The following is a 22,207-nucleotide window of genomic DNA, read 5'->3' as shown; positions in this document are numbered from 1 at the left end:
TTCGCGCATTGTCAGTGCACTCGTGTTGCATGGGGGCATGACGAACGAAGACCTCCGCGCCTCGGCCGACGCCGTCCTGGCCCGCCTCGTCGGTGACACCACGGGCACGGCGAGACTGCGCGAGGACCAGTGGCTGGCGATCGAGGCGCTGGTCGCCCACCACCGGCGCGCCCTGGTCGTGCAGCGGACGGGCTGGGGCAAGTCGGCGGTGTACTTCGTCGCGACCGCCCTGCTGCGGGCGCGCGGCAGCGGCCCCACGGTGATCGTCTCGCCGCTGCTGGCGCTGATGCGCAATCAGGTGGACGCCGCGGCGCGGGCGGGCATCCACGCGCGCACGATCAACTCCGCCAACGTCGAGGAGTGGGACACCGTCCAGGCCGAGGTCGCGGCGGGCGAGGTCGACGTGCTGCTCGTGTCGCCGGAGCGCCTGAACAACCCCGACTTCCGCGACCAGGTCCTGCCCAAGCTCGCCGCCGCGACCGGCCTTCTCGTCGTCGACGAGGCCCACTGCATCTCCGACTGGGGCCACGACTTCCGGCCCGACTACCGCCGGCTGCGCACCATGCTGGCCGACCTGCCGCCCGGCGTCCCCGTCCTCGCCACGACCGCCACCGCCAACGCCCGCGTCACCGCCGACGTCGCCGAGCAGCTGGGCACGGGCGAGGAGTCGACCCGGGCGCTGGTGCTGCGCGGCCCGCTGGACCGGGAGAGCCTGAGCCTCGGGGTGCTGCAGCTGCCCGACGCCGCGCACCGGCTGGCCTGGCTCGCCGACCACCTCGCCGAGCTCCCCGGCTCGGGCATCATCTACACCCTCACCGTAGCGGCCGCCGAGGAGGTCACCGCGTTCCTGCGCCGGTGCGGCCACACGGTCACCGCGTACACGGGCAAGACGGAGAACGCGGACCGGCAGCAGGCCGAGGAGGACCTGCTCGCCAACCGCGTCAAGGCGCTCGTCGCCACGTCCGCACTGGGCATGGGCTTCGACAAGCCCGACCTGGGCTTCGTGGTCCACCTCGGCTCCCCCTCCTCCCCCATCGCCTACTACCAGCAGGTCGGCCGCGCCGGCCGCGGCGTCGAGCACGCCGAGGTCCTGCTGCTCCCTGGCCGGGAGGACGAGGCGATCTGGAAGTACTTCGCGTCCCTCGCCTTCCCTCCGGAGGACCAGGTCCGCCGCACGCTGGAGGTGCTCGCCGCCTCGGACCGCCCCGTCTCCCTGCCGGCCCTCGAACCCCGGGTGGAGCTGCGGCGCTCCCGCCTGGAGACCATGCTCAAGGTCCTCGACGTCGACGGCGCCGTGCACCGGGTGAAGGGCGGCTGGACGGCCACGGGGCGCCCGTGGGCGTACGACGCCGAGCGGTACGCATGGGTCGAGCGGCAGCGCGGCGCGGAGCAGCAGGCGATGCGCGAGTACGCCACCACGACGCAGTGCCGGATGGAGTTCCTGCGCCGCCAGCTGGACGACGAGCAGGCGGCGCCGTGCGGGCGCTGCGACAACTGCGCGGGCCCGCGCTTCACCGCGGACGTCTCCGCCGCGGCGCTCGACGCCTCGCGGGGCGAGCTGGGCCGCCCGGGCGTGGAGGTCGAACCGCGCCGGATGTGGCCGACCGGGATGCCCGCGGTCGGTGTCGACCTCAAGGGCCGCATCCCGGCGGGCGAGCAGGCCGCGACCGGCCGTGCCCTCGGGCGGCTGTCCGACATCGGCTGGGGCAACCGGCTGCGTCCCCTCCTCGCCCCGCAGACACCGGACGGGCCCGTTCCGGATGATGTGGCGGACGCGGTGGTGACCGTGCTGGCCGACTGGGCCCGCGGTCCCGGCGGTTGGGCCTCCGGCGCCGCGGACGCCCCCGCGCGCCCCGTGGGTGTCGTCACGCTCGCCTCGCGGACGCGGCCGCGCCTGATCCGGTCGCTCGGCGAGCGCATCGCCTCGGTCGGCCGGATGCCCCTGCTCGGCACGGTCGAGTACGGCGGCGCGGACACCGACACCCGGGTGCCGCGCACCAACAGCGCCCAGCGGTTGCGGGCGCTGGACGGTGCGCTGACCGTGCCGCCGGAGCTCGCGGCGGCGCTGGCCTCCGCCGGCGGGCCCGTCCTGCTCGTCGACGACTTCACCGACACCGGCTGGACGCTGGCCGTGGCCGCCCGGCTGCTGCGGCGGGCCGGGGCGCCGGAGGTTTTCCCGATGGTGCTGGCGGTGCAGGGCTAAGGGTTGTCCCGTCACTGATCTTTGGCAGCACGAGAGTGGCCGGCCGGGATCGCATACCAGGTTCCCTTTGGGGAGGCACTGACCTCGGTTCACCCCTGCGACCGCACGACACAGCAGCGGGTAGCAGGCGCCTCCTCCCGACAACGTGCGGACCTCCCGACCTGGGGAGATGATCAGGGCCCCTGTTATCGTGCGCCGATGTCAACGACCAAACAGTTCCAAGTGACCTTCGACTGCGCGGAGCCTGCGCGCCTCGCCGCCTTCTGGTGCGAGGTGCTGGGGTACGTCGTACCGACGGTCCCGGAGGGCTTTGCCACGTGGGAGGAGTACCACCGCACGCTGCCGCCCGAGGATGAGATCTACTTCGCGTGCACTGATCCATCGGGTGTGGCCCCGCGCTTGCTCTTCCAGCGAGTTCCCGAAGGCAAGGTCGTCAAGAACCGGGTGCATCTCGATGTGCGGGCCGGCGCCGGGCTCGTGGGTGAGGAGCGCCTGGCCACACTCGAGGCCGAATGCGCACGGCTGATGGCGCTCGGCGCGAAACACGTGCTGACGCAGCGCGCCGATGGCGTCAACGAGTCGTGCATCACGATGCAGGACATCGAGGGCAACGAGTTCTGTCTCGCCTGATTCTCCTCCGAGACTGCGAGGTGGGGACCCGTCTCCGGCCTTGGGGGACATCGGGTAGCACCGCCCGGCCGGCGGGCCGGCGGGGGCGGCCGGGGCGCCAAGGGTCGCGCGCCGCCGACCAATGGCGCCAATTGATCGTTGCCGCATGCCCCCGGCGCGGCGAGAATTGGACGCGATCCCGCTCTCGTCCGTCCGCGGCCCGCCGGGACGGCCGTCGTGGCGCGCACTCCTGCCCGCCGCCCGGCCGTGGCCACGCAGCCGAAGGGAGGGTCATGGCCTTCGACTTCGCACCGCCTCCGCCCGCCGAGCCCGGTCACCGGCTGAGCCGGATGCTCGAGCCCTCCGAGTGGGCCGCGGCCGGAATTCCCTTGCTGCGCAATCCGCGCGAGGTGATCACCGGTCTGCACGCCCGCCATCTGCCGGCGCCGTCGACCGCCGTCGTCGCCGTCCTCGACCACGACGAACGGCTCGCGGCGAGTGCCTCGTTCGTCCGCCGGCCGACCCCGCCCGACGGCTGGGAGCTGCGCAACGCGCTCCTCACGCAGCTGCGCCGGGTGATCCCGCACGACCTGCGGCGGCGCACCCCGGTGCGGACGGCCGTACTGCTCTACTGCCGTTCGGGCGAGGCCCATTGGACCGAGGAGGACGGGGCGTGGATGTGGGGCTTGCGTGACGCCTGCACCCTGCACGGGCTGCGCTGCGGGGCGTACATCACGCTGACCGCGGGCGGCTGGCAGATTCTCGGCGAAGGCCGCAGCGGACGCCGGCCGCGCTCACCGGAGCACCCTCCGGCGCCCGTGAAGTCGGGCGGCGGAGCGCCCAAAGCGGACCGCCACACGGCAGCCCGCTGACGGCCGCGGGGCCCGGGCGTCACGCGCCCGGGGCACCATACGTCCGCATGCAGGACCGGACCGTGGCGGCCACCCCGCCGAGGGGTGGCCGGCGGCCGGTCCTCAGACGCCCGCGGAGATCAGGGCGTTGACGCGCTGCGGGTCGCCGCAGACGATCAGCAGCGCACCGGCGCGGGCCATCGCCGCGGGCAGCGCGCGGGTGACCGCGTCGTCCTCGCCGCCGTTGACGGCGACGACCACGACGGGCCGGGAGCCGGCGCGGTCCGCGTCGGCGGCCGCGTAGAAGACGTCGTCACGGGCATCGTGCTGCGCCCAGTAGGACGTCTCACCGAAGGACAGCTCGTGCGCCGCCCAGGGGTGCGGGTCGCCGGTGGTGAGCACCAGGATCTCGCCGGGTGCGCGGCCGGTGTCGAGCAGCAGGTCGACGGCCTCGTCCGCGGCGTCCAGGGCACCCTGCGCGGAGGCGGGGATCAGCTGGATCTGCGGACCGGCAGCGGCCGGCTGCGCCGCGGCGGGCCGGGACGGCGCCGGCACCGGACCGCGCTGGGCGGCGGGGCCGGGACGCGGGGCCGGACGGGGGCCAGGAACAGGGCGGGGGGTCGGCGTCGTACGGCCGGGGGCCGGCACGGCGCGGGGACCCGGGACACTCTCGTGAATCTGAGGCTCCTCGGGGATGAGAGGCATGAGTTGATGTTTATCAAACGCCGGTGCGAGTCGCGTCGGCGGGTGGCGGTCAGGGCCGCTCAGAAGTCGAAACCGAGCTGGCCACCGGCCTCCAGTGAAGCTGTGTCGGGGACGCTGCGAACCCGCTTGAGGTGCTGCCACCTGGGCAGCGCGTCCAGATAGGACCAGGACAGCCGGTGGTGCGGGGTGGGGCCCAGCGCCTCGAGGGCGGCGCGGTGCACCGGCGAGGGATATCCGGCGTTGTCACAGAAGCCGAAGTCTTCGTAGCCGGCGCCCAGTTCCGCCATCATCGCGTCGCGCCGGACCTTGGCGAGCACGGACGCCGCCGCGACGACCACGCAGGACTGGTCGCCCTTGATGACCGTACGGACCCGCCAGGGATCGCCGAGGTAATCGTGCTTGCCGTCGAGGATCACCACCTCGGGCCGGACGGGCAGTGCCTCCAGGGCACGGTTCGCGGCCAGCCGCAGCGCCGCCGTCATGCCCAGCTCGTCGATCTCCTGTGGGGAGGAGTGACCGAGCGCGTGGGCGGTGACCCAGCTCTCCAGCTGCCCGGCGAGGGCGTCCCGCCGCTTGGGCGTCAGCAGCTTGGAGTCGGTGAGGCCCTCGGGAGGGCGGCGCAGCCCTGTGACGGCCGCGCACACGGTGACCGGGCCGGCCCAGGCGCCCCGGCCGACCTCGTCGAGCCCGGCGACGACCTTGGCTCCGGTCGTTGCGCGCAAAGAGCGCTCGACGGTGTGGGTAGGCGGTTCGTACGGCATGGCGCCAGCAAGCGTACGCCCCTGCGGGTGGGCGGAGTAGCCCCGCCCCCTCCCCTTTCTTCCGGCCGGTTCCATTCCGGTTTCCGGCGGGTACCCCGGCCGCCCGGGGCGGCCGGGCGGCCGGGCCCCTCCTTCGCCCCGGCCGGTGCGCCTACCGGCGACCCGCGCCCGAGGGAAGCCAGTCCGGCAGCTGCTCGGTGCGCCGCAGCCAGTCGGCGGGCGGCGTACCCCGCTCGCCGGCCGCGACCACTCCGCCGACGATGGCGCAGTTGGTGTCCACGTCACCGCCGACCTGCGCGGTGGTCCAGAACGCGGACTCGTAGGACGTGAGGTTGCGCGCCGCGGACCACAGGGCGAAGGGCACGGTGTCGTGCGCGCTGGTGCGGCGGCCGCAGCCGAGGACGGCGGCGACGGTGGTCGCGTCGCCGTAGTCGAGCATGTCCCGCGCGCGGCGCAGCCCCGCCTGGACGGCGCTGCGCGGCACGAGGGCGATGACGCCGTCCAGGAGGGCGCCCGGCGCGACGGGTCCCGCCTGCCCCGCGGCGATGGCCGCCGCGGCGGCCACGGCCATGGTCCCGGCCACCGCCTCCCGGTGCTGGTGGGTGGTGTAGGCGGAGATCTCCGCCTGGTGCGTGGCCTGTTCCGGGTCGTCCGCGTACCAGGCGCCGAGCGGGGCGATGCGCATGGCCGCGCCGTTGCCCCAGGACCCCTGCCCGTTGAAGAGGGCCGAGGCCAGCTCGCGCCAGTCGCCGCCCTCCCTGACCAGGCGCAGCATGCGGCCCACGGCCGGCCCGTATCCCCGGTCGAAGTCGTGGTGCTCCGCGAAGGAGCGGGCGAGCGCGTCCTGGTCGATGCGCCCGTGTCCGGCGAGGACGGCCAGCACGGAGCAGGCCATCTCGGTGTCGTCGGTCCACTGCCAGGGGGAGGGGGGCAGCTCGCGGCGCTTGAGGGACGGGTAGTTGGCGGGGACGAAGAACTGGGAGCCGAGGGCGTCGCCGAGGGCCAGCCCGCGCAGGCTCGCCAGTGCGCGGTGGAATCGGTCAGCGGTCATCGCAGCGAACTCTAATTCCTTTCCGGCGGCGGCGGTGGTGTCCGGCCGGCGGAGGTGGTGTCTAACCGGTGAAGCCGTACGGCTCGGGGGTGCACCAGCGCTCGAACGGCCGGTCGAGGTGGTAGCGGCCGTCGGGCCCGAGGAGCAGCGCGCGGGTCTCGGCGTTGCCCGGGTTCGACAGGCACTCGAACTCGGCGACCGTCCAGTGGAACCAGCGCATGCAGAAGAGCCGCATGGTCAGGCCGTGGGTGACCAGCAGGACGTTCGGCGGGTGGCCGGGGTCCTCGAAGCTGCGCCACAGGCTCTCCAGGAAGGCGCCGACGCGGTCGTAGACGTCGGCCCCGGACTCGCCCTGGGCGAAGCGGTAGAAGAAGTGGCCGTAGGCGTCCCGGTAGGCCTTCTGCTTGCGCACCTCGACCGGGTCCTGCCAGTTGCCCCAGTCCTGCTCGCGCAGCCGCGGCTCCTCGCGGACGCGCACGCGGCCCGGGTCGAGACCCAGGGCGTGGAACGTCTGGTGAGTGCGCCGGTAGGGCGAGACATAGGCCGAGACCCGCTCGTCGCCGAAGAGCTCGCGGAGCGGTCCCCCGGCGTCCTTGGCCTGTTTGCGGCCCCGCTCCGTCAGGCTCAGGGCGTGGTCGGGCTCCCGTTCGTAGACCGTGTCGTCGACGTTGCCCACCGACTCTCCGTGCCGGATGAGAACGATGCGTCGGGGCCGTGCCATGCCGCCCACCCTAGATCGGGTGCCGGCCGCCCGCCTCGTCAGCCCCCGATCAGCGCCCGGCCCGCCCGTATCTCGCACCTGCGGCCCTCGAAGCGGTCCTGCAGCAGCCGGTCGTGGGTGACCACGACGAGCGCGCCGGACCACTCGGCGAGCGCCTCTTCCAGTTGCTCGACCAGGCCGAGCGCGAGGTGGTTCGTCGGCTCGTCCAGCAGGAGGAGGTCGGCGGGCCGGGCGAGCAGCCGGGCGAGCCCGAGGCGGCGGCGCTGCCCGGCCGAGAGCGCTCCGACGGGGACGTGGAGGTCGCGCTCCCGGAAGAGCCCGTAGGAGAGCAGCAGGGCCCGCCGTTCCTCCTCCGTGCCCGGGAGGCCGCGGGAGAAGGCGGTGAAGAGCCGCTCGGCAGGGCGGGTCACGGGGACCTCCTGGGCGAGGTAGCCGGTGCGCCCGCGCCTGGTCACCGTGCCGGCGTCCGGTTCGGCAACGCCCGCGAGGAGGCGCAGCAGGGTGCTCTTGCCCGCTCCGTTGGCTCCGTGGACCAGCAGCCGTTCGCCCGCGCGGATCTCCATGCGGTCGACCGCCAGCCGCTCACCGGCCCGTACGCCGTCCAGGGCGACGAGAACGCCTTCGGTGGTGCCCGCGGCCGGGCGGGCGGCGAAGCGCAGCGGCTCCGGCGGGCGGGGCACCGGGTTCTCCCGGAGCCGGCGCAGCCGCTCCTGGGCGTTGCGCACGCGGCTGGAGACCGAGGCCTGGACGCGGCCCTTGTCGCGGTCGTAGGCCATCTTGTTGCCGTCCTTGGCGGCCCGGCCCGGGGCCACCCGCCGGGCGGCGCCGGCGGCGGCCCCCTCCAGCGCCGCCGTCTCGGCCGTCCACTCCTCGTAGGCCTGCTCCCAGCGGCGGCGGGCAGCGGCCTGCTCCTCCACGAATCCGGCGTATCCCCCGCCGTAGCGGACGACGGTCCGGCGGTCGGCGTCGAGCTCCACCACGGTGGTGGCGACGCGCTCCAGGAAGACGCGGTCGTGGGAGACAGCGAGGACGGTGCCGGAGTGCGCCCGCAAGGTGTCCTCGAGCCAGGTCAGGGCGGAGCCGTCGAGGTGGTTGGTGGGCTCGTCGAGGAGCATGACCTCGGGGGCCGCCGCGATGAGGCAGGCGAGCCCGAGCCGTGCCTGCTCGCCGCCGGAGAGGCTGCCCAGCAGCCGCTCGCGTCCGATGCCGGCGAGTCCCAGGGCGTGCAGGGCCTTGTCCACCCTGGCGTCGGCCTCGTAGCCGCCGCGCGCCTCGAAGGCGGTGAGCAGCTCTCCGTACTCCGCGAGGGCCTCGGGCCGGGCCTCCCCCAGGGATCCCTCCAGCTCCCGCAGCCTGCGCTCCATGGAGCGCAGGTCGGCGAGGGCGTGGTCCACCGCGTCGCCCACCGTGCGGTCCGGCGGCAGTTCGGGCGTCTGCCCGAGCCGGCCGACGCCGCCCTCGGCGTCGGACACGACGACTCCGTCGTCGGGAGTCTCGGCGCCGGAGAGGAGCCTGAGCAGCGTGGACTTCCCGGCGCCGTTCTCGCCGACGATGCCGATGCGCTCGCCAGGCCGTACCGAGAACGTGACGTCGTCGAGGAGCGGCCGGTCGCCCCGGGACATCGACACACCGCGCAGAGAAAGCTGAGTGGGCAAGGGAACCTCCGTCGGCATCGGCAGCGGGCACCACGAGGCCCCCACGGTCAGGCACTGGACCGCCTTCACCAAATGCGACCCCAGTTGCGTTACGCTCAGCATGGCAGACTTACCCAGCTAACGCAACAGGAGTTGCAGTTGCCCTCGAACCCTTCCCGGACCCCCTCCCCCGGCCCCTCGGCGCCCGGCACGGTGCGTCCCGGCGGCCGGACCGCCCGCACGCGCGCCGCCGTACGCGACGCCGTCCTCTCCGGGCTGGTCGAGCACGGCTATCCGGGCCTCACCGTGGAGTACGTCGCCGAGCACTCCGGCGTCCACAAGACGACGCTCTACCGGCGCTGGGGCAGCGTCGAGGGGCTCGTCGCCGACGCACTGGACCTGGCCGGCGAGGACAGCTGGACACCGCCCGACACCGGGACCCTCGGCGGTGATCTGCACGCTCTGGCGCAGGAGGTCGTCGACACCTTCGGCGATCCGGCCGCCGGGGCGGCGCCCGCCGCCTTCATCGCCGCCGCGTTCCAGTCGGAGCAGGCGGCGCAGGCCCTGCGGGGCTTCTACGCCGAACGCTTCGGGCGCTGCGCGCCGCTGGTCGAACGGGCCGTCGCCCGCGGCGAACTGCCCGCCGGCACGGACCCCGGCGCACTCGCCCGCGCCGTCTCGGCGCCGCTCTTCTTCCGGCTGTTCATCACCCGCGAACCGGTCGACGGGGCGGTCGCCGGGCAGGCCGCGGACGCCGCCCTGGCGGCAGCCCGCGCGGGGGCCTTCACGTCACTGGCCTGACCCGCGGCCGTACGGGCCCCGCGGGCATACGGGCCGGGGCCGCACGGCCGCGGGCACCCCGGCGCGTCACACGGTCCAGGAGGGCTCCAGGGCGACGATATCGCCGCCGATCTCCGCCACGTCGGCTTCCAGCTGCGTCCGCAGGGCGAGCCGCTCGACCCGCTCCGCGCGGTACTTCCCGTGCTCGGCCTCGGAGTTCCACACGGAGAGGACGAGGAACTCCCGGCCGGGGGCCTCCCCGAAGACGCCGCGCAGCATGCCGGGAGACCCGGCCATGGCCGGGCTCCACACCTTCTCCTGCATCAGGGTGAAGTGCTCCACGCGGTCCTCCCGGACCCTGCAGTGGGCGATCCGCACCACGTCCGCATCCGTGAACTGCGGACTGAAGCCCACCTTCACGTCGAAGCGGTGCTCGAACAGCCGCACTTGGACGTTCTTGAAGGTCCCGGCCTGCGCGGCCGCCAGCCTGTCGTGGGACCGCGCCATGAAGGAGTCGTAGAACGCCCGGCTCTCCCAGAAGCCGAACAGGTGCACCACGTGGGGACGCGCTCTGCTCCAGCCCCCGCCCTGCCCCCGGAAACCGGGCTCGCCGAGCAGGCCCGCCCATTTGCGTTGCCCGCGTTCGAAGCCGCGGCGATCGACCACGGTGCAGCGAGTCCACTTGACCAGCACCGCGCCATCGTACGGCCCGCACAGCGGACCGCAGTCACGTACCGGAGGACTGCACCCGTCCGAGGACCGCCGCGTCCGTCTCGCCGAGCTCGATCCGGAACTCTTGCGCCAGCAACCGCACCAACTCCGCCGCACGCACCTCGCGTTGCTCCTCCTGACCGTCCGGGCGGGCAGTGACGAGCATGGAACCCACCAGACTCCGCCGTATGCCGGGCTCCGTCTGCTGTACCACCACGCGCGAGACGAAGGGTGAGTGCGGGTGCGTGGAGATGTAGTGGTTCATGACGGCGTAGTCGACCGGGACGCGTTCCTCCGGGCCGAAGGCGTACAGGTCGAACCAGCCCTCCGGATGGAGCGAACGGAGCACCTGCACGTCCGCCGGCTCCCGCTCGATGCCGAACGTCCAGCCGCCCTGCCGCACCTGCGCACCGTCACGGAACGGCAGGGGCTCCAGCAGCCCCTCACCGCCGAACCCGACGTCGCACAGCCACTGTTCGCCGGCGGCTTCGACCTTCAGCGCCATGTGCGTCACCGGGCGCAGCTTCTCGCCGCCCATCCTGATCCGCGCACCGATACCCGTGAAGGAGAATCCGATGCGCTCCAGGACCGCCGCGAAGAGCAAGTTCTGCTCGTAGCAGTAGCCTCCGCGGCGCTGCGCCACCATCTTGTCCTGAAGTGCCTTGACGTCCAGGAGAATCGGCCGGCCCAACAGGATCTCAAGGTTCTCGAAGGGGAAAGCGGCCACATGAGCGCGGTGCACCGCCCTGAGCGTGGCGAGATCGGGCCGCACCGGTCCTTCCATGCCGATGCGCGCCAGATAGGCGCCCAGGTCCAGGCCCTCGCCGCCCCATGTGAAATCGCCCGTCATTGCTGTTTCCCTCTCCCCTCGGCCGGTCACCCGACAGTATGACCTCCCGGCGCGGGGCACCCCGCCGGCTGCCGCTGCGCGACACCGGCCGCCTCCAGCACCGTCGAAGCGGCTTTCCGTGCGCTGCGCGCGGGGGCCGGAGTTCCGCCGATCGCCGCCGCGGTGATCGCGCCGTCGGCCAGGACCGCCAGTTGTTCCGCCACGGGCCCGGGCTCCGCGGCCCCCGCGTCGCGCACCAGTCCATGCAGATAGCGCAGCACTTCGGCCTTGTGGTCCCGCACGGCTTCGGAAACGGCCGGGGATGCCGTACCGAGTTCGCCGTAGGCGTTGATGAACGCACAGCCCCGGAAATCCGGTTCGCCGAACCATTCCTCCAGCCAGTCGAACACCGCGAGGGGGCGCTCCACCGCCGACGGGCGCGTGGCGACGTACTCGGCGAGCGCGCCGCGCCAGCGCCCGTCGCGGCGCCGCAGGTAGGCCTCCACCAGCACGTCCTTCGAGGGGAAGCGCTGGTAGAGGCGCTTGAGCGAGACCCCGGACGCGGCCCGGATCCGGTCCATCCCGACCGCCTGGATGCCGTGCTCGTAGAACAGGGCCTCCGCGGCGTCGAGCAGGCGTCCGTCGGCTTCGGTGATGTCCATTGCCCCTCCCGGTCTGGCGCGGAGAACGATCGTTCTCTAGGCTACACACGAAACGAGAGAACGATCGTTCTCGCCCATTTCTCATGTGCGGAAGGGCATGCCATGACTCAGCGCCCACCCCTGCCACCCTTCGACGAATCCTCCGCCCGCGCCAAGGTGCAGGCCGCCGAGGACGCCTGGAACAGCCGCGATCCCGAACGGGTCGCCCTCGCCTACACCGAGGACTGCGTCTGGCGGAACCGGCACGAATTCCTCACCGGCCGCGACGAGATAAGGGCCTTTCTGCGGCGCAAATGGGAGAAGGAGCAGGGCTACCGGCTGCGCAAGGAGCTCTGGTCGTGGTCCGGCAACCGGATCTCGGTGTGCTTCCGGTACGAGTGGCACGACGACGCCGGCCAGTGGTGGCGCAGCTACGGGAACGAGCAGTGGGAATTCGCCCCGGACGGCCTGATGCGGCGGCGCGAGGCCGGCATCAACGACGTGCCGATCACCGAGGACCAGAGGGAATTCCTCGCGCCGGCATGACGAAGCGGGCATGACGAAGGCGGCATGACGAAGGCGGTGGTCGGAGGAATTCCTCCGACCACCGCCTTCAGATGCTATTCAGTGCCGGGCGGCACCCGCATCAGCTGCAGCCGCTGGTCGAGCCGCAGCCCTCGCAGAGGTAGCAGCTGCCCGCGCGGCGCATCTTCGTGCCGCAGGAGAAGCACAGCGGGGCGTCCGCGTTCAGGCCCAGCTGCATCTCCACCAGCTCGGTGGAGTTGTGGGCCTGCTTCGGGGCCGGGACCGCGGCGGCCGGCTGGGCCGGCTTCGGGGCCTCGGTCTGGCGCGGCGCGGACTGGGCGAGGCCCTCCACGTCGACGTCCTCGTCGGTCGGCTCGTACGAGCCGGTGTCCAGGTGACGCTGACGCTCTTCGGCGGAGTGGATGCCGAGTGCCGAGCGGGTCTCGAAGGGCAGGAAGTCCAGCGCCAGGCGGCGGAAGATGTAGTCGACGATCGACTGCGCCATCCGCACGTCCGGGTCGTCCGTCATGCCGGCCGGCTCGAAGCGCATGTTGGTGAACTTCGAGACGTACGTCTCCAGCGGCACGCCGTACTGCAGGCCGACCGAGACGGCGATGGAGAAGGCGTCCATCATGCCCGCGAGGGTCGAGCCCTGCTTGGACATCTTCAGGAAGACTTCGCCGAGACCGTCGTCCGGGTAGGAGTTGGCGGTCATGTAGCCCTCGGCGCCGCCCACCGTGAAGGAGGTGGTGATGCCCGGGCGGCCCTTGGGGAGGCGCTTGCGGACGGGGCGGTACTCGACGATCTTCTCCGCGGCGGGGGCGGCCTCGGGGGCCTTCGCCTCCTCCTTCTTCTTGGCGGAGAGCGGCTGGCCGACCTTGCAGTTGTCGCGGTAGATCGCGAGGGCCTTCAGGCCGAGCTTCCAGCCCTCGTAGTAGACCTCCTCGACCTCCTCGACGGTGGCCGACTCCGGCAGGTTCACCGTCTTGGAGATCGCGCCGGAGAGGAACGGCTGCGCGGCGGCCATCATGCGCACGTGGCCCATGGCGGAGATCGCGCGCTCGCCCATGGCGCAGTCGAAGACCTCGTAGTGCTCGGCCTTGAGGCCCGGGGCGTCGATCACGTTGCCGTGCTCGGCGATGTGGGCGACGATCGCCTCGACCTGCTCCGGCTGGTAGCCCAGGCGCTTGAGCGCCTTCGGCACCGTGTTGTTCACGATCTGCATCGAGCCGCCGCCGACGAGCTTCTTGAACTTGACCAGGGCCAGGTCCGGCTCGACGCCCGTGGTGTCGCAGTCCATCATCAGGCCGATGGTGCCGGTGGGCGCCAGGACGGACGCCTGGGCGTTGCGGAAGCCGTTCTTCTCGCCGAGGCGGATGACGTCCTGCCAGGCCTCGGTCGCCGCGGCCCACACCGGGGTGTCGAGGTCGTCCATGCGCCGGGCGGCACCGTTGGCGTCGGCGTGCTGCTTCATGACGCGCTTGTGGGCGTCGGCGTTGCGGGCGTAGCCGTCGTACGGGCCGACGACCGCGGCCAGCTCGGCGGAGCGCTTGTAGGAGGTGCCGGTCATCAGGGAGGTGATGGCACCGGCGAGGGCGCGGCCGCCATCGCTGTCGTACGCGTGGCCGGTGGCCATCAGCAGGGCGCCGAGGTTGGCGTAGCCGATGCCCAGCTGGCGGAAGGCGCGGGTGGTCTCGCCGATCTTCTCGGTCGGGAAGTCGGCGAAGCAGATGGAGATGTCCATCGCCGTGATGACCAGCTCGACGACCTTGGCGAAGCGCTCGGCGTCGAACGACTGGTTGCCCTGGTCGTCGTCGCGGAGGAACTTCATGAGGTTGAGGGAGGCGAGGTTGCACGAGGAGTTGTCCAGGTGCATGTACTCGCTGCACGGGTTGGACGCGGTGATCCGGCCCGACTCCGGCGAGGTGTGCCAGCGGTTGATCGTGTCGTCGTACTGGATGCCCGGGTCGGCGCAGGCCCACGCGGCCTCGGCCATCTTGCGGAAGAGGCCCTTGGCGTCGATCTCCTCGATGACCTCACCGGTCATCCGGGCGCGCAGCCCGAACTTCGAGCCGGTCTCGACGGCCTTCATGAACTCGTCATTGACGCGGACGGAGTTGTTGGCGTTCTGGTACTGGACGGAGGTGATGTCATCGCCGCCCAGGTCCATGTCGAAGCCGGCGTCGCGCAGGGCGCGGACCTTCTCCTCCTCCTTCACCTTGGTCTCGATGAAGGCCTCGACGTCGGGGTGGTCGACGTCGAGGACGACCATCTTGGCCGCACGGCGCGTGGCACCGCCGGACTTGATCGTTCCTGCGGAGGCGTCGGCGCCGCGCATGAAGGAGACCGGACCGGAGGCGTTGCCGCCGGAGGAGAGCAGCTCCTTGGAGGAGCGGATGCGGGAGAGGTTCAGGCCGGCGCCGGAGCCGCCCTTGAAGATCATCCCCTCTTCCTTGTACCAGTCGAGGATCGACTCCATGGAGTCGTCGACGGAGAGGATGAAGCAGGCGGAGACCTGCTGCGGCTGCTTGGTGCCGACGTTGAACCAGACCGGGGAGTTGAAGCTGAACACCTGGTGCAGCAGGGCGTGGGTCAGCTCGTGCTCGAAGATCTCGGCGTCCGCCGGGGAGGCGAAGTAGCCGTGCTCCTCGCCCGCCTTGCGGTAGGTCAGCACGACGCGGTCGATGAGCTGGCGGAGGCTGGACTCCCGCTCGGGCGAACCCGTCGCGCCGCGGAAGTACTTGCTCGTGACGATGTTGACCGCGTTCACCGACCAGAAGTCGGGGAACTCCACGCCGCGCTGCTCGAAGTTGATCGAGCCGTCGCGCCAGTTGGTCATGACGACGTCACGACGCTCCCACACGACCTCGTCGTACGGGTGGACACCGGGGGTGGTGTGGATGCGTTCGATGCGCAGACCCTTGCCGCCCTTGTTCCCCTTGGAGCGGGAACCTCGTGCCGGGCCGCTCGTCGTCTCGGTCATGCCGCCTCCCTCTACGGGCAAAACGCCCTAATGCGCCTATTTCTTCCGTGGCGCGCTATGTCTGTCTTCGCCCGGGCGCGCGGCGCACCGGGCAGGTCTGTGATGGCCGCGGCTACTCGGCGGCCGTGCTGGGCGCGGGGACCCGGGAGTCCTCGGCGCCGTCGCCGGCGGTCGCGGCGGACCGCTGCTCGCGGAGCTCCGCGACGGCGGCCTCGAAGTCCTCGAGCGAGTCGAACGCCTGGTACACGGACGCGAACCGGAGATACGCGACGAGGTCGAGATCCCGGAGGGGGCCGAGTATGGCGAGACCCACGTCATGGGTGGAGAGCTCGGCGCTGCCCGTGGCGCGCACCGCCTCCTCGACCCGCTGGCCGAGCTGGGCCAGGGCGTCCTCGGTGACCGGGCGGCCCTGGCACGCCTTGCGCACTCCGGAGATGACCTTGGTGCGGCTGAAGGGCTCGGTGACCCCGCTCCGCTTGATCACCATCAGCGACGCGGTCTCCACGGTCGTGAAACGACGGGAGCAGTCGGGGCACTGGCGCCGGCGCCGGATCGAGCAGCCGTCATCGGTGGTCCGGCTGTCGACGACGCGACTGTCGGGGTGCCTGCAGAAGGGGCAGTGCATGGCTCTCCACCCTCCTCACCCTCGTAGGACTGTGCACGATCTTCAGCCTCGGCGGACCCCCGAACGGGGGCCTTGCGAAGCAGCCCCCAGCATAGGCGATGACGGCGCCCGCAAATGACCGGCGACGCCCCTCGACCACAACCTGTGGGCGGCTTCCGCCAATCAAACCACTAGATCTGGTGCCGTGCGGTGAACCGTGCCGGACGCGTGTCGCGGCCGCGAAGACCGCTCACGAGCCTACGCGAGCCGCCCCTGCCGCAGGAGCACGGGGGCTTTGATGACAGACTGGAGCCGTTCGCGGAGGTCTCCGGTCCGCCGCGGCCGGCCCTGCGCGGGGCCCGCAGGGCCCCGGAGCCCACCCGGTGCGCTTCGCACCGAAGGGTACCGTAATTGTCCGAATTGATCTTCAGCCGTACACCCTCGACCTTGATCACGTCAGGCAAACTTCGATATTTCACTCGAACGTGTGTTTGGCGCAACCTTTCGAAAGCAACTACCGTTGTCCAGCTAGGGAGAACATCTCGAGAGGGGCCGACGTGACCACCACCGCAGACAGCGCCACAATCACCGCCCAGGACCGCTCCCAGAACCGACTCGACCAGGCACACCCGATGAATGACGCAGCCATGAGCTCCGAGGGGCAGAAGCCCGCTCGGGCCCTCCCGGGACGACCTCCAGGCATCCGGGCTGACAGCTCGGGCCTCACCGACCGCCAGCGGCGGGTCATCGAAGTGATCCGGGATTCCGTCCAGCGCCGGGGCTACCCACCCTCCATGCGGGAGATCGGCCAGGCGGTCGGGCTGTCGAGCACTTCCTCGGTGGCGCACCAGCTCATGGCGCTGGAGCGCAAGGGCTTCCTGCGCCGGGATCCGCACCGCCCCCGGGCCTACGAGGTCCGCGGCTCCGACCAGCCCAGCTCGCAGCCCACGGACACCACCGGCAAGCCCGCCGCGTCCTACGTGCCGCTGGTCGGCCGGATCGCCGCGGGCGGTCCGATCCTCGCCGAGGAGTCCGTCGAGGACGTCTTCCCGCTCCCCCGCCAACTGGTGGGCGACGGCGAGCTGTTCGTCCTGAAGGTCGTCGGCGACTCCATGATCGAGGCCGCCATCTGCGACGGCGACTGGGTGACGGTCCGCCGTCAGCCCGTCGCGGAGAACGGCGACATCGTGGCCGCCATGCTCGACGGGGAGGCCACGGTCAAGCGCTTCAAGCGCGAGGACGGCCATGTGTGGCTGCTGCCGCACAACGCCGCCTACCAGCCGATCCCTGGCGACGAGGCCACCATCCTCGGCAAGGTCGTGGCGGTGCTGCGCCGCGTCTGAAGGCGCAGGCCGCAAGGCCGGGCCCCGGAACCACCTGCGCCGGTTCCGGGGCTCTTTTATGCCGTGGGGTCTTACGTCCTGGGGCCCGGCGGAAGCGGGCCCGCAGTGTCTATCGGCCCTCGTCTATCGGCCCTCCGCCTTCGCCGCCCCGTCGATCGCCGCCAGCGAGCGCCGCACCTGGTTACGGTCCGTGGTGTACCAGAAGTCCGGCAGTGACGAGCGCAGGAAGCCGCCGTAGCGGGCCGTGGCCAGCCGGGGGTCGAGTACGGCGACCACACCGCGGTCCCCCGAGGCCCGGACGAGCCGGCCGGCGCCCTGCGCCATCAGCAGCGCGGCGTGCGTGGCCGCCACCGCCATGAAGCCGTTGCCGCCCGCCTCCTCCACGGCCTTCTGCCGGGCGCTCATCAGCGGATCGTCCGGGCGCGGGAAGGGCACGCGATCCATGACCACCAGCTGGCAGCTCGGCCCCGGCACATCGACGCCCTGCCACAGCGACAGCGTGCCGAACAGGCACGTACGGGGGTCGGCGGCGAAGTTCCGGATCAGCTCGCCGAGCGTTTCCTCGCCCTGGAGGAGGATCGGCACGTCGAGCCTGCCGCGCAGCGCCTCGGCCGCGGCCTGAGCGGCGCGCATCGAGGAGAACAGGCCCAGGGTCCGGCCGCCGGCGGCCTCCACCAGCTCGGCCAGCTCGTCGAGCATGTCCGTACGGCTGCCCTCCCGGCCGGGCTGGGACAGATGCCGGGCGACGTAGAGGATGCCCTGCTTGGGATAGTCGAACGGCGAGCCGACGTCGACGCCCTTCCACTCCGGGCTGTCCGCGCCGCCGGCGCCTTCGGGGGCCAGGCCCAGGGACGCGGCGACGCCGTTGAAGTCACCACCCAGCTTGAGCGTGGCCGAGGTGAGCACCACGGACCGCTCGCTGAAGAGCTTCTCGCGCAGCAGCCCGGAGACCGAGAGCGGGGCCACCCGGAGCGAGGCCCCGAAACGGTCGTGCCGCTCGTACCACACGACGTCGTACTCGGAGCCCTCCACGATGCGCTCGGCGACCGCGTGGATGTTCTCCACGGAGGCCAGGGCCTGCTTGCGGACAGCGTCCTCGTCCTGGACGGACTTGTCGCGGGTGTTGCCGATGGACGAGATGACCGTGCGGGCGGCGTCGCGCAGCGCCATCAGGGCGTACTCGAGATCATCGGGGAGCTCTTCCAGACGGCCCGGGAGGGCGAGCTCCATCAGGCGCTCGAAGCTCTCCGCGGCGGTCTGCAGGGCATCCGCGGCCTTCTCGTCGACCAGCTTGGCCGCGCGCCGCACGGCGCGGTTGACCTGGCCGGGGGTGAGCTCGCCGGTGGCGACGCCGGTGACCCGGGAAACCAGCTCATGGGCCTCGTCGACGATCAGGACCTCATGGCTCGGCAGCACCGGGGCGCCCTCGATGGCGTCGATGGCCAGCAGGGCGTGGTTGGTGACCACCACGTCGGCGAGCTTGGCCCGCTCCCGGGCCGCCTCGGCGAAGCACTCCGCGCCGTACGCGCACTTCGAGGCGCCGAGGCACTCGCGGGACGTGACCGACACCTGGGACCAGGCGCGGTCGGAGACACCGGGCGTGAGGTCGTCGCGATCACCGGTCTCCGTCTCGTCGGACCAGTCGCGCAGGCGCAGCAGGTCCTTGCCGAGCTTGCTGGAGGGCGCCGCCGCCTCGAAGGGGTCGAAGAGCCCCTCCTCCTCGTCCTGGGGCACCCCCTCGTGCAGCCGGTGCAGGCACAGGTAATTGGACCGGCCCTTGAGCATGGCGAACTGGGGGCGGCGGCGCAGCTGCGGCTGCAGGGCGTCCACCGTCCGCGGAAGATCGCGCTCCACGAGCTGGCGCTGGAGCGCCAGCGTCGCCGTGGCCACCACCACGCGCTCGCCGTGGGCCAGGGCCGGCACCAGATAGCCGAGGGACTTGCCGGTGCCGGTGCCGGCCTGGACGAGCAGATGGGAATTGCCGTCGACGGCTTCGGCGACGGCTTCGGCCATGGTGACCTGGCCGGGCCGCTCGGTGCCGCCGACGGCGGTGACGGCGGCGTGCAGCAGGTCGGCGAGGGAGGGCGAGGAGGAGGCAGTCATAGCTCTTCCACCCTAAGGGGCGGCACTGACATCGACGGCGCCGTCACGGAATGTGCAGCGGATTGGGCACGGTGCCGTGGACGGCCGCGTGCGGGCGCTCCGGGCGGTCGCGGTAGCCGTCGAGGTGCAGACGGTTGCGGTTGAGGCAGAGGCGCTCGATCCGCGGGGTGAGCAGGTCGAAGGTCTCGTAGCGGTCCTTCATCCGCGGGAAGCGCTCGTGGTGCCGCACGATCTCCGCCCGGACGAGCGACCAGAAGGCCGCTTCGGGCACGCCGAGTTGTTCCTCGCACAGCGGCGCGAGATAGCGGAAGACGCCGACGAAGAGGCCGGAGTGGATGAACTGGGTGAGGAAGCCGGGCGGTTCGGTGAGCAGCACCTCCCGTACGTCGGCGGGCATGGAGCCGTGCTCGGGCAGCGGCACGGCGCTGATGTTGATGTCGTCGACGAAGTCCTTGACGGCGAGGCGGGTGGGGACGTCGTTGTCGTCGAAGACGACGATGGCGTTCTCGCCGTGCGGGGAGAAGACGGTGCCGTAGCGGTAGAGGAAGCGCAGCAGCGGCGGGAGCAGCGCGGCGAAGAGCCGGCACAGCCAGTCGGCCGGGGCCAGGCCGGAGCGGCGGACGAGCTCGGCGGTGAAGGAGCGGCCGGCGGGGTCGGTGTGCAGCAGGGCCGCGAGGGTGCGGGCGCGCTCGCCGGGGGCGAGGGCGGGGCCGAGAGGCTCGCGCCAGATGCAGCCGAGCAGTTCCTTGTACTGGTAGGGGACGCCGGGCAGCCGGTCGTAGAGGGGGTGCTCGACGGTCACGGAGGCGGTCTCGCCGAGGAGGATCACCCGGGTCTCGTCGCGGAGGAAGTCGTCCTCGTCCCGGAGGGCCTGGACCCAAGCGGTGACGGCGGGGGCGGCGAGGGTGCGCTCGGTGGGCAGGCCGCGCCAGACGAGGGTGTTGAGGACCGACAGCGGGAGCTTCACGGTCCGGGCGTCCGGGCGGCTGGTGTTGAGGAAGGTACGCACGGACTGCTGCGGGAGCCGGAGGTCGTTGTCAGTGGGCAGGAGGATGATGGATCCGTCGGCGAGGCTGGGCGCGAAGAGGGGGGCCACGGTCTCGTCCCACTGCCAGGGGTGGACGGGGAGCCAGAGGTAGCCGGCGGGGTCGCGCCCGTGGTCGGCGACGGTGCGGGCGAAGGCGGCCCGGGTGCCGGGGGCGAGCTCTTCGGCGTAGAGGCGTTCGGGGGTGGCGAGTGCGGGGACGGCCCGGTAGTGCGCGAGGTCGCGATGGACGGCGATCCAGGGCAGGCGGCGCGGGATGCGGGCCTCCGGGGCCCACAGGGCGGCGTCGGAGGCGGAGAAGCCGAGCCGGCCCTTGTTGGCGATGAGCCAGGGGTGGCCGGTCTGGTGGCCTTCCAGCGCGGCGTAGTCGAGGTCGGCGAGGTCCGCCGCGCTGAGGGCGCCCGCTTGGAGGCGGGTGTCGGCGGCGAGGGTGGCGAGCAGTTCCCTGAGCAGGTGGCCGGTGGTGTCGCCGGACAGGCCGAGCACGGTGTCGTGGGCGAGGGCGAGGAAGCGGAGGGGGTCCTGGAAGGGGGTGACGGAGTCGGGGTCGACGCGCCAGTGGCCGTAGGCGCCCCGGCGGGCGCGGAAGCAGCAGGTGACGTCGTCCGTTAACGGCAGCCGGTACGCAGCGGCGGGCCCCTGGACCGCCGGGGTGCCGTCCGGACGCCCGGGCAGCGTGTCCGGCGGCTCGGGCAGGGCGTCGTCCGGCTCCGGCGTGTCGTCCGGCTCGGGGGTGTCGTCCGGCTCGGGGGTGTCGTCCGGCTCGGGGCTGAGCACGCCCTCGTAGCTGAGCTCGCCGAGCATCTTGGCGAGCAGGCGGGCCCCCGCGAGCGACCAGTCCGAGCCGTCGGGGCGGGCGGGGCGCGTGGGGCGGTCAGTGGTGTCCGCGGGGTGGGAGTGGGCCGGGGTGTCCGCGCTGTCGGCGTTTGCGGCGCGGGCGGTGCCGTCCGGGCCGGAGCGGGTGCCGAGGTGTTCGGGCCGGGGCGATTCGGACCGGGGTGAAGGAGACAAAGGGGCTCCTCGAAAAGGCCGGTGGGATGGGGTGGGATGAACCGGGACGAGGGGTGAAGGGTGAGGCGCGAAGGATGACGGACGAGGGCTGAGGCACGTACGTACGAGTGGAAGCGCGTACGTACCGGAGAGAGTGCGTACGTACTAGAGGAGCGTGCGCAGGGAACGGTCGCGGACCACGAGTGCCGCCCGCTTGTCGGGGAGGTCGACCTCCGCCATCAGCCGGAAGCCCGCGCTCAGGAAGGCGGAGACGCACGGGGTGTTGCGCAGGTCGGGTTCGGCGACGACGCGGCCGCAGGAGGGCCGGTGCTCCAGGACGAGGTCGGCGACCGTCCGCAGCAGGCGGGTGCCGAGGCCGCGGCCCCGGTCGGCGACCTTGCCGATCAGGAGGTGGATGCCGGTGTCGTGCGGGCGGGCGGGATAGTGGCGCGCGATGGGGTCGAGGTCGGCGCGGTAGACCTCCCAGTAGCTCATCGGCACGCCGTCGAGCACCCCGAGACAGGGGATGCTGCGCCCGTCGCCACCGGTCTGGACGCGTAGATGGGCCTCGGTGACGCTCTCGGGACCGCCCAGTTTCCAGAAGGCCGCGACGGCCGGGTCGTTCATCCAGCGGGTGATGAGCCGCAGGTCGCGCTCCACGCGGACGGGTACGAGCTGGAAGGTGCCGGCGCCGGTGTCGGCGGGGCCCCAGTCGGGCAGTGAGTCGAGGAGGTCGGACCCCGGGCCGATGGCCGCGGCGGGCCCGCGGCCTGCGGTGATCGCGGCGGGCTCCGGCGGGTCGTGGTCGAGGAGCTCGGTGAGCTCTTCGGACAGCTTCAGTTCGAGGGTGGTCTCGTTGTCGGTCGGGGGGCCGGCGCCGTCGCCGGCGCTCGCGCAGGCTCTGTCGTCGAGCCTGCCGCCGGTGCCCGTGACGGCGAGGCCGTCGGAGCTCGGGCCGGGGCCCGGGACGGCGCCGAGGCCCGGGCCGGCGCCCGGGGTGGTACTGGGGTCGGTGGGCGGCACGGAGACGCACTCCTCTCGGAGGATCCCCTCGGTGTCAGGGATCCCGTGGGCCCTGCCGGGCCCGTGTCCTCAAGGGCCCCGTTCGCCCGGGGCCG

General features: G+C 72.3%; 19 protein-coding genes. 6 read left to right on the top strand and 13 right to left on the bottom strand.

All coding sequences use genetic code 11. The features are described from left to right. The first annotated feature begins 37 nt into the window (after window positions 1–37). The 3 genes from B7P34_RS07015 to B7P34_RS07005 all read left to right on the top strand — a co-directional run bounded on the left by B7P34_RS07015 (window position 38) and on the right by B7P34_RS07005 (window position 3,684). Window positions 38–2,203 carry a RecQ family ATP-dependent DNA helicase gene (locus B7P34_RS07015; protein WP_106674935.1) on the top strand — a complete coding sequence of 722 codons (2,166 nt, stop codon included), beginning with the start codon at window positions 38–40 and terminating at the stop codon, window positions 2,201–2,203. Window positions 2,204–2,401: 198 nt separating this feature from the next. Next, window positions 2,402–2,833 (top strand): VOC family protein, encoded by a 432-nt coding sequence (locus B7P34_RS07010; protein WP_106674934.1) that lies wholly within the window; start codon window positions 2,402–2,404, stop codon window positions 2,831–2,833. Between the two features lie 272 nt (window positions 2,834–3,105). After that, the gene (locus B7P34_RS07005; protein ID WP_106674933.1) at window positions 3,106–3,684 is read left to right on the top strand and encodes a hypothetical protein; all 579 of its coding nucleotides are present in this window, start codon (window positions 3,106–3,108) and stop codon (window positions 3,682–3,684) included. 102 nt (window positions 3,685–3,786) lie between these two features. Here the strand turns inward: B7P34_RS07005 and B7P34_RS07000 are convergent, their stop codons facing one another. The 5 genes from B7P34_RS07000 to abc-f form a co-directional block, all read right to left on the bottom strand. Then, the gene (locus tag B7P34_RS07000) at window positions 3,787–4,218 is read right to left on the bottom strand and encodes a hypothetical protein (RefSeq protein ID WP_223267582.1); all 432 of its coding nucleotides are present in this window, start codon (window positions 4,216–4,218) and stop codon (window positions 3,787–3,789) included. A gap of 209 nt (window positions 4,219–4,427) precedes the next feature. Beyond that, entirely contained in the window at window positions 4,428–5,129 is a 702-nt protein-coding gene (locus B7P34_RS06995) for a ribonuclease HII (protein ID WP_106674931.1), read from the bottom strand. 151 nt (window positions 5,130–5,280) lie between these two features. After that, window positions 5,281–6,180, bottom strand: coding sequence for an ADP-ribosylglycohydrolase family protein (locus B7P34_RS06990; RefSeq protein ID WP_106674930.1), 900 nt, complete (start codon window positions 6,178–6,180; stop codon window positions 5,281–5,283). 61 nt (window positions 6,181–6,241) lie between these two features. Next, window positions 6,242–6,901, bottom strand: a complete 660-nt coding sequence (locus B7P34_RS06985; RefSeq protein WP_106674929.1) for a histidine phosphatase family protein — start codon at window positions 6,899–6,901, stop codon at window positions 6,242–6,244. 38 nt (window positions 6,902–6,939) lie between these two features. Then, the gene (gene abc-f / locus B7P34_RS06980) at window positions 6,940–8,556 is read right to left on the bottom strand and encodes a ribosomal protection-like ABC-F family protein (RefSeq protein WP_353620235.1); all 1,617 of its coding nucleotides are present in this window, start codon (window positions 8,554–8,556) and stop codon (window positions 6,940–6,942) included. Window positions 8,557–8,694: 138 nt separating this feature from the next. Between abc-f and B7P34_RS06975 the strand changes: the two genes are divergently transcribed. Next, a complete protein-coding gene (locus B7P34_RS06975) occupies window positions 8,695–9,336 on the top strand; it encodes a TetR/AcrR family transcriptional regulator (protein WP_223267581.1) in 642 nt (213 codons plus the stop codon). 66 nt (window positions 9,337–9,402) lie between these two features. Here B7P34_RS06975 and B7P34_RS06970 read toward each other — a convergent pair whose 3' ends face one another. The 3 genes from B7P34_RS06970 to B7P34_RS06960 are packed head-to-tail and all read right to left on the bottom strand — an operon-like array spanning window position 9,403 to window position 11,517. Beyond that, window positions 9,403–10,008, bottom strand: coding sequence for a YdbC family protein (locus B7P34_RS06970; RefSeq protein WP_106674927.1), 606 nt, complete (start codon window positions 10,006–10,008; stop codon window positions 9,403–9,405). 34 nt (window positions 10,009–10,042) lie between these two features. After that, complete coding sequence (locus tag B7P34_RS06965; RefSeq protein ID WP_106674926.1) at window positions 10,043–10,876, bottom strand: arylamine N-acetyltransferase family protein; 834 nt, start codon at window positions 10,874–10,876, stop codon at window positions 10,043–10,045. Window positions 10,877–10,902: 26 nt separating this feature from the next. Further along, on the bottom strand, window positions 10,903–11,517 hold the full coding sequence (locus B7P34_RS06960) for a TetR/AcrR family transcriptional regulator (RefSeq protein ID WP_106674925.1): 615 nt from the start codon (window positions 11,515–11,517) through the stop codon (window positions 10,903–10,905). Window positions 11,518–11,619: 102 nt separating this feature from the next. Between B7P34_RS06960 and B7P34_RS06955 the strand changes: the two genes are divergently transcribed. After that, window positions 11,620–12,042 (top strand): nuclear transport factor 2 family protein, encoded by a 423-nt coding sequence (locus B7P34_RS06955; RefSeq protein WP_106674924.1) that lies wholly within the window; start codon window positions 11,620–11,622, stop codon window positions 12,040–12,042. 100 nt (window positions 12,043–12,142) lie between these two features. Here the strand turns inward: B7P34_RS06955 and B7P34_RS06950 are convergent, their stop codons facing one another. Together B7P34_RS06950 and nrdR are read right to left on the bottom strand one after the other, a co-directional pair. Further along, entirely contained in the window at window positions 12,143–15,004 is a 2,862-nt protein-coding gene (locus tag B7P34_RS06950; RefSeq protein ID WP_106674923.1) for a vitamin B12-dependent ribonucleotide reductase, read from the bottom strand. A gap of 112 nt (window positions 15,005–15,116) precedes the next feature. Next, entirely contained in the window at window positions 15,117–15,629 is a 513-nt protein-coding gene (gene nrdR / locus B7P34_RS06945) for a transcriptional regulator NrdR (protein WP_106674922.1), read from the bottom strand. Between the two features lie 626 nt (window positions 15,630–16,255). On the opposite strand from nrdR, the gene lexA reads away from it, so the two are divergent. Beyond that, window positions 16,256–16,951: a transcriptional repressor LexA gene (gene lexA / locus B7P34_RS06940; RefSeq protein WP_223267593.1), complete on the top strand. Its 696-nt coding sequence runs from the start codon at window positions 16,256–16,258 to the stop codon at window positions 16,949–16,951. Between the two features lie 123 nt (window positions 16,952–17,074). Here lexA and B7P34_RS06935 read toward each other — a convergent pair whose 3' ends face one another. The 3 genes from B7P34_RS06935 to B7P34_RS39285 form a co-directional block, all read right to left on the bottom strand. Further along, entirely contained in the window at window positions 17,075–19,054 is a 1,980-nt protein-coding gene (locus B7P34_RS06935; protein ID WP_106674921.1) for an ATP-dependent DNA helicase, read from the bottom strand. Window positions 19,055–19,097: 43 nt separating this feature from the next. Next, a complete protein-coding gene (locus tag B7P34_RS06930; RefSeq protein ID WP_223267580.1) occupies window positions 19,098–21,110 on the bottom strand; it encodes an IucA/IucC family protein in 2,013 nt (670 codons plus the stop codon). Between the two features lie 144 nt (window positions 21,111–21,254). Next, window positions 21,255–22,112: a GNAT family N-acetyltransferase gene (locus tag B7P34_RS39285; RefSeq protein WP_106674920.1), complete on the bottom strand. Its 858-nt coding sequence runs from the start codon at window positions 22,110–22,112 to the stop codon at window positions 21,255–21,257. Window positions 22,113–22,207 lie beyond the last annotated feature (95 nt).

The sequence above is a fragment of the Streptosporangium nondiastaticum genome, assembly GCF_003011965.1.
Taxonomy (GTDB): domain Bacteria; phylum Actinomycetota; class Actinomycetes; order Streptomycetales; family Streptomycetaceae; genus Streptomyces; species Streptomyces nondiastaticus.
The sequence above is the reverse complement of the archived record's forward strand: the minus strand, read 5'-3'. Positions and strand labels throughout refer to the sequence as shown.

Coding starts and splice junctions, on each gene's coding strand:
- B7P34_RS07015 (WP_106674935.1), top strand. CDS start 38: ATGACGAACGAAGACCTCCGCGCCTCGGCCGACGCCGTCCTGGCCCGC.
- B7P34_RS07010 (WP_106674934.1), top strand. CDS start 2,402: ATGTCAACGACCAAACAGTTCCAAGTGACCTTCGACTGCGCGGAGCCT.
- B7P34_RS07005 (WP_106674933.1), top strand. CDS start 3,106: ATGGCCTTCGACTTCGCACCGCCTCCGCCCGCCGAGCCCGGTCACCGG.
- B7P34_RS06995 (WP_106674931.1), bottom strand. CDS start 5,129: ATGCCGTACGAACCGCCTACCCACACCGTCGAGCGCTCTTTGCGCGCA.
- B7P34_RS06990 (WP_106674930.1), bottom strand. CDS start 6,180: ATGACCGCTGACCGATTCCACCGCGCACTGGCGAGCCTGCGCGGGCTG.
- B7P34_RS06985 (WP_106674929.1), bottom strand. CDS start 6,901: ATGGCACGGCCCCGACGCATCGTTCTCATCCGGCACGGAGAGTCGGTG.
- B7P34_RS06965 (WP_106674926.1), bottom strand. CDS start 10,876: ATGACGGGCGATTTCACATGGGGCGGCGAGGGCCTGGACCTGGGCGCC.
- B7P34_RS06960 (WP_106674925.1), bottom strand. CDS start 11,517: ATGGACATCACCGAAGCCGACGGACGCCTGCTCGACGCCGCGGAGGCC.
- B7P34_RS06955 (WP_106674924.1), top strand. CDS start 11,620: ATGACTCAGCGCCCACCCCTGCCACCCTTCGACGAATCCTCCGCCCGC.
- B7P34_RS06950 (WP_106674923.1), bottom strand. CDS start 15,004: ATGACCGAGACGACGAGCGGCCCGGCACGAGGTTCCCGCTCCAAGGGG.
- nrdR (WP_106674922.1), bottom strand. CDS start 15,629: ATGCACTGCCCCTTCTGCAGGCACCCCGACAGTCGCGTCGTCGACAGC.
- lexA (WP_223267593.1), top strand. CDS start 16,256: ATGAGCTCCGAGGGGCAGAAGCCCGCTCGGGCCCTCCCGGGACGACCT.
- B7P34_RS06935 (WP_106674921.1), bottom strand. CDS start 19,054: ATGACTGCCTCCTCCTCGCCCTCCCTCGCCGACCTGCTGCACGCCGCC.